Genomic DNA, 13193 nt, shown 5'->3' with positions numbered 1-13193 from the left:
GCCCGGCAACCACACTGCGATCATGTAACGGAAAGAAGGCGTAGAGGCGAAGCATATAAGCTTCTTCGTGAATGATTGCGCTTTCCGGACGCGATGAACGGTGCTAACCAGCAGAACGGTATGCGACATACATACTTGTTTCTGGAAGATAAAGGGCAAAGAATGAGTAAAATCGACCCTTTTCCAGCATGTATTCACATGGAAAAGGTTTTTTTACTGCTTTGCGACTAGTTTGGGAAGGGAGTACCGTATCTTGGTAAGACCATCCATGATAATGGTTTATAAGGAGGTACGTGAATATGGCGCTGAAAAAAGGCCGTCATCTCTTCACATCAGAATCGGTTACCGAGGGCCATCCGGACAAGATTTGTGACCAGATCTCTGATGCAATTCTCGATTCAATTCTTGAAAAAGACCCGAACGCTCGTGTAGCGGCGGAGACATCCGTAACAACAGGTATGGTGCTTGTAGCAGGCGAGATTACAACAAGCTGCTATGTAGACATTCCGAAAGTTGTTCGCGAGACCATTCGTGAAATCGGATATACGCGCGCCAAATTCGGCTTTGATGCAGATACGTGCGCAGTACTAACTTCTATTGATGAACAATCTCCTGACATCGCACAAGGTGTTGACCAGGCCCTTGAAGCACGCGAAGGTCAGATGACGGACGAGCAGATCGAAGCGATCGGTGCGGGGGATCAGGGCTTAATGTTCGGCTTTGCCTGCAACGAGACACCAGAGCTTATGCCGCTGCCGATCTCGCTTTCTCATAAGCTGTCACGCCGCTTAGCTGAAGTTCGCAAAGACGGCACACTCGCTTACCTTCGTCCAGACGGAAAAACACAGGTAACGATTGAATACGAAGGAGATAAACCGGTTCGTGTAGATACGATCGTTATCTCCACGCAGCATGATCCGGCCGTTACGCTTGAACAGATCCAGAACGATCTGAAAGAGCATGTAATCAAGCCGATCGTTCCAACGGAATTCCTTGATGAGAGCACGAAGTATTTCATCAACCCGACAGGCCGCTTTGTTATCGGCGGACCGCAGGGGGATGCCGGATTAACTGGACGTAAAATTATCGTTGACACATATGGCGGATATGCTCGTCACGGCGGTGGTGCGTTCTCCGGTAAGGATCCGACAAAGGTAGACCGTTCCGGCGCGTACGCGGCACGTTACGTGGCCAAGAACATTGTAGCAGCAGGACTTGCGGAGAAGTGTGAAGTTCAGGTGGCTTATGCAATTGGTGTAGCACAACCTGTTTCCATTAGCGTCGACACATTCGGCACAGGCAAAGTGGATGAAGAGATCTTAGTACAGCTTGTTCGCAAGCATTTTGATCTTCGCCCGGCTGGCATTATTAAGCAGCTTGACTTGCGTCGTCCGATGTATCGAAACACAGCTGCTTATGGACATTTTGGCCGCAATGACCTAAATGTACCATGGGAACAAACAGATAAGGCGGAAATTCTTAAGAAAGAAGCATCAGAATACGCCGCTCGCTAATAAAATAGGAATTAAGACCCACCACTTCAATAGTGTGTGGGTCTTGTTTTGTTTAGTAGGGATGAATGGTACAATAGGTAATGAGTTTTTGTTCTCCTTACCTATAAAGAGGATCAAGAAGAAGAAAACTAATGGAAGAGAAGCGTAGAAGGTAACAATTGGGATGGTACTTATTGGCTAATGGTAAGGAAGGGGATGTACATGCCCGAGGCGAATATTGATATCCACGCCTTAGATGAAATCATGGAACGAACGGTTTCATCCGTGGAGCAAAGCAAAGAGAAGATATTTGACATTGCGGAAAATGCGCATAAAGAGCGCAATCACATCAGCCTCGAACTGGAAGCCCTAAAGGATGAGATTGAACGGGTGATTACACAGACGGACCAGCTAGAGCTGAGAGCAAGGCAAGCGCGCCAGAAGCTTGCTAGCATCAGCCGCAGCTTTCGGCAATATAGTGAATCTGATATCCGTGAAGCATATGAAGAGGCTAGTCAGATGCAGATTCAACTATCTTTATCACGAGATAAGGAACTGCGTCTTAGGCAGCGCAGAGATGAATTGGAGCGCCGCCACCGGAACATATTGCACACCATTGAGAAATCGGAAAACTTGATTTCTCAGATGGGGCTTGTGCTAAACTACCTCCAGGGAGATCTGAAGCGAGTAGGCATTGCGCTGGAGTCAGCGCAGCAGCAGCAGCTTCTTGGCATTCAGATCATCCAGGCGCAGGAAGAAGAGCGCAAGCGGGTAGCCCGGGATATTCACGATGGTCCTGCCCAGTCCATGGCAAATGTCACTCTGCGGAGTGAGATTGTTGAGAGAATGCTGAATCAGAATCGAATTGACGAAGCAAAAGTCGAGCTCCGGTTATTAAAAGAGCTTACAAGGGCAAGTCTGGTAGATGTAAGGAAAATTATCTTTGACTTACGACCGATGGCTCTTGATGATTTGGGACTTGTGCCTACGCTTCGTAAGTATCTAGAGGAATTTCAGAAACGGCACGGAGTACGGGCGAAGCTTTCTCTGCTTACTCCGGAACGCCGATTACAGAATTCGATTGAAGTTGCCGTTTTTCGCCTGATTCAGGAGTCCCTGAACAATACCGCGAAGCACGCGAAGGCGAGCCATGTGGAAGTTCGGCTGGAATTTAAGAAGAACGCCGTGAACTTCCTTGTAATGGATGATGGCGTCGGTTTCGACCAGTCGACTAAGGCGGAACGGCCTCAATTTGGAATTATGGGGATGCAGGAGCGGGTTAAACTGCTTCAGGGTAAGATGAAAATCGAATCCGAGGAAGGGAAGGGAACCAAGCTTTTCTTCAGCATACCCCTGCGTATTCAAGAGAATGACAACAATCATAGCAGCGAACAAACAACACCTTAATTAATGGAGGTTAATATGACGGACCAAAAAATTTCAATTTTATTAGTGGATGATCACAAGTTATTTCGTGAAGGCGTCAAGCGAATTCTGGAGATGGAAGAGAGCTTTGAAATTCTTGGAGAAGCATCGGATGGAGAAGAAGCATGCCAGATGGCAGGCGACCTGCAGCCGGATGTGATTCTCATGGATATTAACATGCCGAAGATGACCGGCGTGCAGGCAACGCAGCGCATCAAAGAGCGTGCACCTGAATCACGAATCATTATTTTATCGATTCATGATGACGAAAACTATGTATACAAGTCCCTGCGTTCAGGCGCGGCTGGATACTTATTAAAAGAGATGGATTCTGACGCATTAATCGAAGCAATCAATTCGGTTGCGCGTGGGGAAGCTTACATTCACCCGAAAGTAACAGGTAAGCTGATCGGCGAATTCCGTCGTCTTAGCAGCATTGAACACAGCCATGATGAGAATGTCCTGCTCAGTGATGTGAGCGAGCTGGGTGGCAATGATAAAGAAAGCAATATTTTGGCCCTGACACCGCGTGAGCGTGAGGTGTTGCAGTTGATGGCGGAAGGCAAAAGCAACCGCATGATCGGCGAAGAACTGTTCATCAGTGAGAAGACGGTCAAAAACCATGTCAGCAGCATCCTGCAAAAGCTTGATGTACAGGACCGTACACAGGCGGTTGTTATGTCGATCAAAAACGGCTGGGTAAAACTGTCCTAAGTAAATACATGAAAAAGGCGAGCGCATCTTGCTCGCCTTTTTTATGCGGTCGCTTTGCTGGGCGCATTTCTGTCACATGGTCAGGTTTTAGCGCATATCCTAAAAACAAAAGGGAGGGAATGCGCAATGGAGATATGGCCGGTTTTAGGCATTACCGCTGCGATCTACCTGATCAGCACCTGGCTTATGATATGGTTTGGCGCCCTTCTGTTTGATCGCACTCCCGCTTACTGGCATTTGCTTTCTCGCAGGAAAAAAGCGCCGTTACCTGTTTTTTTTCTATTAGAAAATACGGAAGAACAACTGGAATACGCTATTCGACATACCGTTTGGACGTCGGCTGTAGAAGGAGTTCCCATGCGTATCTATCTGTCGCCCTTGCCGGAGCAGATGCACCCGATGCTTGCGCTCGTTCGGCGTCACTGGCCTGAGCTGCAGGTCGAGCAGGCAGAGTTAGAGAGGGCAGCTATTCCCCCGGAAGCGTGGGTATTGGATTTGCGCCATACATGAAGCTGATACCAGAGAAGAGCAAAAGCAGTCCCAGGCTTCGCTCTTTTCTTCTTTACCTAAGGAGAACACCGAATACAAGCAGCAGAATAATGAGGTAGGAGATCATTACCGTCTGCATTGCCCGAAAGGAGGACAGGCCTCGTTTTCTTTTTGCACAAGCTTCTCGTTCACGAATGGCTTTCGCCTCACGCAGCCGCTTGCTGTATTCTTCTTTGCGCCGCAGAATAAGTAACGCTCCAACTGCAGGCTCATAGTACGGATCAACTGCTGTGGCCCGTTCATAATACTCTCTGGCTTTTACAACGGCTCCTGCCCGCTCATACTTACGTCCGATACAATACAATGCACGTACATCATGACGGTTGCAGCGCAGCCGCTTTTCATAATAGGAAGGATCGGTTGTGTTAATATAGAGAGCGCTGCCGGGACGATTAGGCATGACTTTGCTGGTTCGCCGCAGAAACGCTTCCCGCGCAGGAGAGCAGTAGGTGCGGCGTATAATATCATGATCCATATGTATTCACCTCTTTTCTTCCAGTCTGTCCGCTTCCTCGTTTTGTCAAACGTAATTTCGTGTCGAAACAGACACAATAAAAAGTGAATATATAGAAAATTATGTAAAATATGAAGAGGAAAATAATGGATATTGTCGAAATACATAGTACAAGCTGATGAGTGAGCTGAAAAACCATATGAAGGGAAGGAGTGAATTTTCATGAGAAAAAATTCACAAATTAAGGTGGATGAGGACGGGAGCGTGGTTTTGCCAAAGGAAATGATGAAGGAGATAGGAATTGGACCCCGGGATTTGGTTGAATTTGACCTGGTTGAAGATGGAATCGTATCGATACGGCTGTACAGAAATTCTAAGGAGCAGCCGGCTTGTGAGCAAACTGGAAGGCAGCGAGTGGCTGAGCAGGAAGAGGAATATGTTCGTCTGGCTGATAAAACGGTAAAGAGTTCGGAGTGATATATGAACGATGAAAGACTTGCACACATATGCCGCGTATTGCAGGGACGCGCATTGAGAGAAGAGGAGGTTGTGCATGCCCTAAAGCAGCATGGAATAGAGGCGCACCAAGTTGCTCCGCTGCTTGGGCATCTTGTTGCTGCACAAAGAATCACATGTATGCCTGCCGTAAGGAGAGCAGCCGGACAAGAGGGAGAGAAGGGGGAAGAGCGCTCTTTCCCTTTTTTTCATCGCCTTAAAAACCTGATCGGTATGAAGCAAGCAGAACAGATAACAAGAGAAGGATACGTCTGCAGCCGGTGTGGTGCAGATGGAGAGAATATGCACGTGGTACACTGTGCGCGATGTCATGGCCCATGTGCCTATTGCCGTCGTTGTATAACGATGGGGCGCAGCAGTTGTTGTGTGAATTATTATACATTTCCATCATTACAGCAATCGCCAGCTAGTGGAAGAAAGATAAGTACAATGGAGGCGCTTCATGCGTATCCGCAGTTAACAGAAGCGCAGCGTATGGCTGCCAGTGAGATGCTTTCCTTCTACGAGAGAGATGATGCAGGTGAATTTCTCGTCTGGGCAGTCTGCGGTGCTGGAAAGACAGAAGTAATGTTTCCGCTGCTGCATTATTTGCTAGCGGGGGGACGGCGGGTGTTATGGGCGACGCCAAGACGCGATGTCGTGCTTGAATTGGCGCCGCGTTTGCGTCGAGCCTTTCCTAGCTATCCTCTGGCCGTGCTGCATGGAAAGACCCCGGCTGAAGAAAAATGGAGTCCTGCCGGATTCGCGCTTGCGACAACGCATCAGTCCCTTCGCTTTTACCGCTGGTTTGATGCCGTCATTATTGACGAAGTGGACGCTTATCCCTACACGGCAGACGAGATGCTGTCTTTTGCTGTGCAGCGTGCCCGGACATTGCCCGGCAAGACCATCTATCTAACAGCAACTCCTCGTTCTGATTATCAGAAGCGCATGCAAAAGCCCAGCAGCCACAAGGCTTTTCTTCCTCATGTCAAAATCCCGGTTCGCTACCACGGACACCTGCTTCCGGAACCAGGCATGTGCCGGGAACGAAAATTAAACGATCGTTTAAATGCCAAAAAACCTATCGCAACCCTGCTTTCTTTCCTGGATTACGTAGAAAAGGAGAACGTTCCTGCCTTTATTTTTGCTGCGGCGATCCGCCAGCTTCCCATACTGTATCAGTACATCCTCATCCAGCGCGCGAATTGGCAGGAAAAAATTGCGGCTGTTCATGCCTCTGATCCAAAGAGAGAGGAGAAGGTAATGAAGCTTCGAGAAGGCAAGCTGCAGATCCTTCTTACGACAACCATTATGGAACGAGGCGTTACACTTCCGGGGATTCAAGTATTGGTGTATCAGGCAGATGCGCCCGTATTTGATGAATCGGCATTGGTTCAGATTGCCGGACGTGCTGGGCGTTCGGCGGCTGCACCAGACGGGCAGGTGATTTTTATGGCGGAAGAAGTGACCGATGCAATGAAAGCGGCCTGCCGTCAGATTCGTGAGATGAATCGTCTAGCGCATAGGCAGGGATATATACAGTAAAGGAGTGATGAGAGATGAAAGTGTGGCGGCGGTTCTTTGAAGGATTGTTAGATATCGTGTATCCACCCATGCCGCTCTGCATCGTATGCGGTCAGCAAGTTCGTCAGCATACACATTCCAGGGCAGATCAATTATGTGAAGGGAACAGGGTTCTTTGCAAGATGTGCGAGCAGCAATTCGCTTTCATCTCCGGTGTTATTTGCTCGATATGTGGACGTCCCTGGTCTTCAGAAGAGACATGTATTGACTGTATTCGTCGGAAGGAGCAGCCCTTTCTCCACTCCCGCAGCGCGGTTCGATACAATGACCAAATGAAGCAGAACATGGCGCAGTATAAATACCGGGGTGATCGCAAGCTAGGAGAAGTCATGGCCTATCTCCTATGGCGGGCTTGGCGTATACACTACGATGCGATGAAGGTGGACATGATTACGTATATTCCGCTGCATGAGGAACGCTTATATGAGCGAACATTTAACCAGGCAGAGGAGATGGCACAGCTATTAGGAGAGAGAGTGGATGTGCCGGTACACGGTCTTTTGCAGAGAAAAAAATCGACGGAGAAGCAGAGTAAAAAAGATCGGGTGATGCGTCTGCAGGCGATGCGAAATGTTTTTGTCTTTGCTAATGAGGATGGCGTATCTCTTCCGGAGTGTCCGGTTGTTGTTCTGGTGGACGATGTGTACACCACGGGTACGACCATCGCTGAAGCAAGCTGTGCGATCAAAAAGGCAATGCCTGACGCGCAGCTATACGGCTTGACAGTGGCGAGGTAGATAGCGAAAAGCAATAGGGCTTTGTGGTAACATAAAATGCGGGGAGAAGTCAGGTACGCAATCGACACAGCGTATGAAAACAGAGAACAGATTCATCGTCTTAAAAGCAAACTAAACTAGCGATACAGAAAAGGAGACCTTGAGATCGGACAAGGTCTCCTTTGTATATGCTATAGGCTAGTACCCCGTACCGGTGCGGGAATGTGTTTTTTTGAACTCCTCCGGCTTTGGATCGAAATATTTTGCATCATATTTCGGCACGAACTTTCCATCTTGAATATAGCCGGCTCCCCAGGTTGGGTCCATCGTTAGCCATGTACCATCCACTTTCACTTCAATCCAGGCATGACGGCTACGCGCATACCCTTCAACAAAGCGAGCCTCCATATCGATGGAACGAAGCAGAGCAATGCCGAGAAACGCATAATCCTGGCATACGCCTTCTTTTTCCTTCAGCGTCTTTATTGCGCTGTCATCATAATTAAATTCATCGTTCTCGAATTTCTGCACATCGTACTTAATTGTTTTTGCCAGATACTCATAGATGGCAAGCGCCTTGGCGCGTTCGTCTGCCTTGCCGGCTGTGAGCTGTTCGGCAAGCTGCTTAATCTCCGGCGCATCCGATTGGATACCCCGTGACGGCAGCAAATCCCGTTTATCTTCGATCGCCGTATTCTTCACTTCGAATGAAGCCGTTTCAAAAAAACGATAGTAGTTGCGGTTTTCATATTGAATCTCCGGTACATTCACCGTCACTTCATAATCGCCTGGACCGAAGCGAAGCCAGAACTCGTCATCGAAGGTGTAGTTTGTAACCGGGATAAAGTAGGTTGCTTTGTCCTCGCCTTTTTTCGTCTGAACGATTAGATGCGTGGTCTTGGCCGCATCTTTAGCATTCGGATCGATGGTGCCGGCAATGCGATATTTCATCTGCGTCTCCTCTCCACCTGCCTTTGGGTAGGTGAGCTGAAGTCCGCGCTCCTGATATTCCTTACTGAATGTAATAGGCTTTGCGATTTTATTTGACGTATTATCGATACGTAATATGGCCGCATTTTCATAATAATCTTCTTTACCGGGCTTCGGTGTCAGCACGGTTACCTTATGTACGCCCTTGCCGTAAAACAGTGGGATATCAGTTGAGAAAGCGCCGTCCTTTACAGGAACAAGGTTTTTCCAGCGTTCGCCGTCCTTCTCTAATGCAATCATGATGTAGCTTTTGCTTCCCTGCGGCTTTAGTGAGCCTTGCAATACGAAGGATTCACTGCTTTTTATAAATCCAGCCGCTGGTTTGTTAATGGTGAGTGCCGCTTCCTTCCCTGCCGGTGTCATTTCAATATCACGCTTTATTGCTGGATTAACATTACGCACCTTAAAGTTGGCAATATCATAATAGTAGTTATCCTGTTTAGTACTTGGTAGTCGTACGGTAACGCGATAGTCGCCTTTTCCGTTGAAAAGCTGGATCTTCTGCTCAAATGCACCCTCGGTTAGCGGTGCGTAATATGTAAACGAACGCCCGCCAACGCCTTCATCCACCGTGCGTATCTCGATCATGGCGTATGCTGAACGGAAATTTTGATGGTTTTTAGCTGCACCGGAGAGCGTGAATGAAGAATTCACCGCAAATTCTTCGTACTCTGCACCCTTTAATGTAGCGTCTGCTTCTTCCGCGTATTTCATCAGCTCTAGCGGCTTTTTCTCCAACGCTTCGTTTTCTTTCTTCATCGCCTCTTCATATTGCTTTACTTCAGCTTTTGCCTTCTTCTCCTGCTCAATCCGCTGCTTCTCTTCCCCGGAAGCGAACAATGCAGCACAGCCCTGTGTGAACAGCAGACCTCCACCCAGCAACAGCATCCCTACTATGCGTCCCGTCCTTCTCATAGCGTCCTCCTATCCTACTCTATTTTTTCAATGTATAAAAAAACAAAGCGAAACCACAGAGGAAAAAGCACCTTTTTATGTATGAAAATGTAAGTGTATAAGAATGGTAATATAGGCGCTTTGGTACATAACATTTGTATACATTCATTATAAACACTGTGAACGTGTTGTAATTTCGAGGTATCTCCTCTAAAATATAGAAGAGAACACCCACTTTTGAATTGGAGGGACTATTCATGGCAATGGAAAGAGAAGGAGCAATCACATTCAAAAACAATCCGATGACGCTCATCGGTGAAGAGGTAAAAGTGGGAGATACGGCGAAAGACTTCACTGTCTTAGCACAGGGGTTACAACCGTATTCACTGCAGGATGGAAAAGGAAAAGTACGCTTAATCAGCGTCGTTCCTTCTATTGATACAGGGGTATGCGAAGCGCAGACCCGCCGTTTTAACGAAGAAGCAGCAGGATTGGAAGGTGTAGAGGTATTAACGGTAAGCGTCGACCTTCCGTTTGCTCAAGCACGTTGGTGCGGTGCAGAAGGCATTGAGAATGTAAAGATGCTGTCCGATCACCGGGACCTATCCTTCGGCGAAGCATTCGGCGTAGCAATTAAGGAACTTCGCCTATTGGCGCGCGCCATCTTCGTATTGGATGCCGACAACAAAGTAACGTATGTAGAATACGTATCGGAAGCGACGAATCACCCGGATTACGACAAAGCCATCGCAGCGGTGAAGGAAGTCGCAGCGAAGTAATCGTACACAATTTTTTAAAAAATAGGCCCCAAACCCTCCTTATAATACAGTACAATAGACGCATGATATTTGTTATGCGTGAAGGGGGAGGGGTCTATTGTCTTTTGATGTGCAGAACTGTCCGCGCTGCCAGCAGCTATTTCGCAAAGTACGGCATAATGTCTGCGGAGCGTGTGTTAAAGTGATTGATGAAGAGTACGATAAGTGCTATCGATTCATGCGGAAGAAGGAAAACCGGGCGTGCAATATTCATGAATTGAGTGAAGCGACCGGTGTATCGATGAACCAGATTACCATGTTCATCGTAGAAGGGCGGCTTAGCATCGACAATAACCCTAACATGAGTTATCCTTGTCGTAGCTGCGGTATGCCAACCCGTAACGGTTCGATCTGTGAAAGCTGTACCGGCAACTTGAAGAAGCTTGCCGGATACATGAAAGAGGACGAACAGAAACGGGAAGAAGAAGCCCAGAAGAAGCGTGAAGGATCGGCATTATATCGAAGTGGCCCAATCGACTAAAGAAAATTGTTAAAAGTTCTGTCAAGAATGCCGATTACTTAAGTAATAAGTAGTCGGCATTCTTTTTATATAGCCGCAAACAGCCGGAGGTAATGAAATCCATTTGGTGTAGACCGATGAAGGATGAGGAAAGAATAAGGGATATCAGTGCAAATTGGAAAGAAAGCCGGGGTGACACACATGAGAATCGAGAGACCAAACCATATTCAGCCAATCAACCCGTATCGTCAGCAAGAGATGAAACAGGAAGAGACAAAAGCGAAAGGCAAGGAACGCGACCAGCTGGAGATATCGACAGAGGCGCTGGAATTGCAGCGGACACAAGAGACGGCCGCTGAACGTGCTGAGCGAATTGCGGACTTGAAGAAGCAGGTACAGGATGGCACGTATCACGTAGACGCGAAGATCATCGCGGAAGCGCTGCTTAAGAAAGGCCTGTAATCGCTGACAGTAAAGAATATATAGAAAGACCGGATGGTGAAACACAATGAATGATTTATATACAATTGTAGAGATTCTTGACCAACTGATTGTGGAGCATGAGCGGATGCTGAAGCTTGCCGGGCATAAGAAGGACGTCCTCATCAAGGGCGCCATCAATGACCTGGCCCGCATCCTGCAATTTGAATCTCGCTGCATCACCACCATCCAATCCCTTGAATTAGAGCGAGAGAAGCAAATCTCGCTCTATTTAATGCAGCGGGGTGTTCGTAAGGAAACATGCTATGTAAGCGACTTGATCGAGATGACCGGAAATCCGGAGCTGAAGAAAGCACTCGCCGATTGCCAGCAGAAGCTTGGCACAGTAATTACCGAATTGAAGCACGCCAACGAACTGAATCAGAAGCTGATTGAACAGTCGCTGGCGTTTGTAAATATGTCGCTTGAAGAATTAACGGCACCGCCGGAAGATGAACATGTATATAAGAAGACGAATGCACGTGCCAACCCGTATACGCAGGCGAACCGTGGTTTTTTTGACAGCAAGGCGTAACTCAGGAAGAGAGTAAAGAAATTCGTACAGGGAAAGAGGGAAAAGTCATGCCGTCCACATTTTTTGGATTGGAAATAGGAAAGCGAGGTATTTTTGCGCAGCAGGGAGCGCTTCAGGTTACAGGGCATAATATCTCCAATGCTAACACGGAGGGCTATTCGCGCCAGCGCGCCGAGATGGTAGCTACACCAGCGCATCCGTATCCAAGTTTAACGAATGCCCGCCAGGCAGGGCAGTTGGGAACTGGCGTCACGGTGTCAAGCCTGGAGCGCTTGCGTGAGCGTTTTCTAGATTTGCAATTTCGAGATGAATATAAAAAGGTAGGGTATTACGAGAAAAAGACAGATACCCTTGAGAAGATTGAAGTGCTTCTAAATGAGCCATCCGATAAGGGATTCCAATATTCCATGGATCAATTCTGGAATTCGTGGCAGAAAGCTTCATCGAACCCTAAGGATCAAGCCACAAGGGAGGCGCTGCGCCAGAATGCGGTCGCTATGACGGAGAATTTCACCTTTATCCACGATTCGTTGACGAAGATGCAGACCAATATGAATGAAGAGGTTAATGTTACTGCGCAAGAGATCGACTCCTATGCTCGGCAGATCGCAAGCCTCAACAAGCAGATTGGCGATGTTGTGCCGCACGGCTATCAGCCGAATGATCTGTACGATCAAAGGGATGTGCTCGTAGACAAGCTGTCAAAGCTGGTAGACGTATCGGTTACTGAATCGACTAATGGGATGATAAATATATCCATCATTGCAAACGCAAAAGGGCCGACTGCGGGAAATACCAGCTCTTCCATTCCTCTCGTGCAAGGAACATCGAGCTTACAAGCTTTCGCCGAAAAAGATACAAACGGAATGTATCAATTGAAATTTACGGATGAGAACAAGACAAATGAATATTCAGAGGTAGAATTCAAAACAGGAGCGCTTGCGGGGCAGCTTGCTTCACGGGATGACATTATTCCAAGCTATATTGAACGAATGAATAATCTAGCCTCATCTATGTTTGAAGCGGTTAATGAACTGCATAGACAGGGATATAACCTCGATGACATTGCAAATGGTACGCATACTCCAGTCGATTTCTTTACAACCAAAAGCGGAGCGGCCACACCTGCGAATGCTTCTGATTTCAAAGTGAATCCTGATATTATGCAATCGGTACGAAAGATTGCTATCGCTGCTAAAAAAGATGCAAGCGAGGGAACACCGGGTGAAGAGGATAATCGAAATGCCCTGGCTATCGCTGCACTCAAACACAAGTCCGATATTGAGTTCGGAACACCTGGCAGTTCAGAAACGACCTCGTTTGATGGATATACGCGCGGCATTGTTGCCAAGCTTGGAATCGAGACACGCGAGGCACAGCGTATGCTGGACAACACGAGCCTGCTCGCAGGTGAGGTGGAGAATCGCCGTCAGTCCGTATCCGGTGTCTCGCTCGATGAGGAGATGTCTAATATGATCAAGTTTCAGCACGCATACAGTGCATCAGCCCGCATGATCACAGCCGTGGATGAAATGCTAGACAAAATTATCAACGGCATGGGACTCGTAGGCAGATAGGGGGAA

The 13193-nt window shown here is 47.7% G+C and carries 14 protein-coding genes; 12 read left to right on the top strand and 2 right to left on the bottom strand.

What is annotated here, in order from left to right; all coding sequences use genetic code 11:
* Positions 1–305 precede the first annotated feature (305 nt).
* The 4 genes from metK (at position 306) to AB3351_RS18645 (ending at position 4142) form a co-directional block, all read left to right on the top strand.
* Positions 306–1514, top strand: a complete 1209-nt coding sequence (gene metK / locus AB3351_RS18660; protein ID WP_371148707.1) for a methionine adenosyltransferase — start codon at positions 306–308, stop codon at positions 1512–1514.
* A gap of 201 nt (positions 1515–1715) precedes the next feature.
* A complete protein-coding gene (locus tag AB3351_RS18655) occupies positions 1716–2900 on the top strand; it encodes a sensor histidine kinase (RefSeq protein ID WP_371148663.1) in 1185 nt (394 codons plus the stop codon).
* Between the two features lie 15 nt (positions 2901–2915).
* Positions 2916–3632, top strand: coding sequence for a response regulator (locus tag AB3351_RS18650; protein ID WP_371148662.1), 717 nt, complete (start codon positions 2916–2918; stop codon positions 3630–3632).
* 126 nt (positions 3633–3758) lie between these two features.
* Positions 3759–4142 carry a hypothetical protein gene (locus AB3351_RS18645; RefSeq protein WP_371148661.1) on the top strand — a complete coding sequence of 128 codons (384 nt, stop codon included), beginning with the start codon at positions 3759–3761 and terminating at the stop codon, positions 4140–4142.
* Between the two features lie 52 nt (positions 4143–4194).
* Here the strand turns inward: AB3351_RS18645 and AB3351_RS18640 are convergent, their stop codons facing one another.
* Positions 4195–4656: a tetratricopeptide repeat protein gene (locus tag AB3351_RS18640; protein ID WP_371148660.1), complete on the bottom strand. Its 462-nt coding sequence runs from the start codon at positions 4654–4656 to the stop codon at positions 4195–4197.
* Positions 4657–4857: 201 nt separating this feature from the next.
* Between AB3351_RS18640 and AB3351_RS18635 the strand changes: the two genes are divergently transcribed.
* The 3 genes from AB3351_RS18635 to AB3351_RS18625 are packed head-to-tail and all read left to right on the top strand — an operon-like array spanning position 4858 to position 7454.
* A complete protein-coding gene (locus AB3351_RS18635; RefSeq protein WP_371148659.1) occupies positions 4858–5112 on the top strand; it encodes an AbrB/MazE/SpoVT family DNA-binding domain-containing protein in 255 nt (84 codons plus the stop codon).
* A gap of 3 nt (positions 5113–5115) precedes the next feature.
* Positions 5116–6678, top strand: a complete 1563-nt coding sequence (locus tag AB3351_RS18630; protein WP_371148658.1) for a helicase-related protein — start codon at positions 5116–5118, stop codon at positions 6676–6678.
* Between the two features lie 14 nt (positions 6679–6692).
* Positions 6693–7454 (top strand): ComF family protein, encoded by a 762-nt coding sequence (locus AB3351_RS18625; RefSeq protein ID WP_371148657.1) that lies wholly within the window; start codon positions 6693–6695, stop codon positions 7452–7454.
* A 177-nt stretch (positions 7455–7631) separates the two neighbouring features.
* Here the strand turns inward: AB3351_RS18625 and AB3351_RS18620 are convergent, their stop codons facing one another.
* Complete coding sequence (locus tag AB3351_RS18620; protein ID WP_371148656.1) at positions 7632–9338, bottom strand: transglutaminase domain-containing protein; 1707 nt, start codon at positions 9336–9338, stop codon at positions 7632–7634.
* A gap of 236 nt (positions 9339–9574) precedes the next feature.
* Here AB3351_RS18620 and tpx point away from each other — a divergent pair, with 236 nt between their 5' ends.
* From tpx to flgK, 5 genes are all read left to right on the top strand, one after another.
* On the top strand, positions 9575–10096 hold the full coding sequence (tpx, locus tag AB3351_RS18615) for a thiol peroxidase (RefSeq protein ID WP_371148655.1): 522 nt from the start codon (positions 9575–9577) through the stop codon (positions 10094–10096).
* 97 nt (positions 10097–10193) lie between these two features.
* A complete protein-coding gene (locus AB3351_RS18610; protein ID WP_371148654.1) occupies positions 10194–10616 on the top strand; it encodes a flagellar protein in 423 nt (140 codons plus the stop codon).
* A gap of 180 nt (positions 10617–10796) precedes the next feature.
* A complete protein-coding gene (flgM, locus tag AB3351_RS18605; RefSeq protein ID WP_371148653.1) occupies positions 10797–11057 on the top strand; it encodes a flagellar biosynthesis anti-sigma factor FlgM in 261 nt (86 codons plus the stop codon).
* A gap of 46 nt (positions 11058–11103) precedes the next feature.
* Positions 11104–11610, top strand: coding sequence for a flagellar protein FlgN (locus AB3351_RS18600; RefSeq protein ID WP_371148652.1), 507 nt, complete (start codon positions 11104–11106; stop codon positions 11608–11610).
* Between the two features lie 47 nt (positions 11611–11657).
* Complete coding sequence (gene flgK, locus AB3351_RS18595; RefSeq protein ID WP_371148651.1) at positions 11658–13187, top strand: flagellar hook-associated protein FlgK; 1530 nt, start codon at positions 11658–11660, stop codon at positions 13185–13187.
* The last annotated feature ends 6 nt before the right edge of the window (positions 13188–13193 follow it).

Origin of the sequence: Aneurinibacillus sp. REN35 (genome assembly GCF_041379945.2) — a bacterium.
Lineage (GTDB): Bacteria > Bacillota > Bacilli > Aneurinibacillales > Aneurinibacillaceae > Aneurinibacillus.
This window is presented reverse-complemented; position numbering and strand designations above follow the sequence as displayed.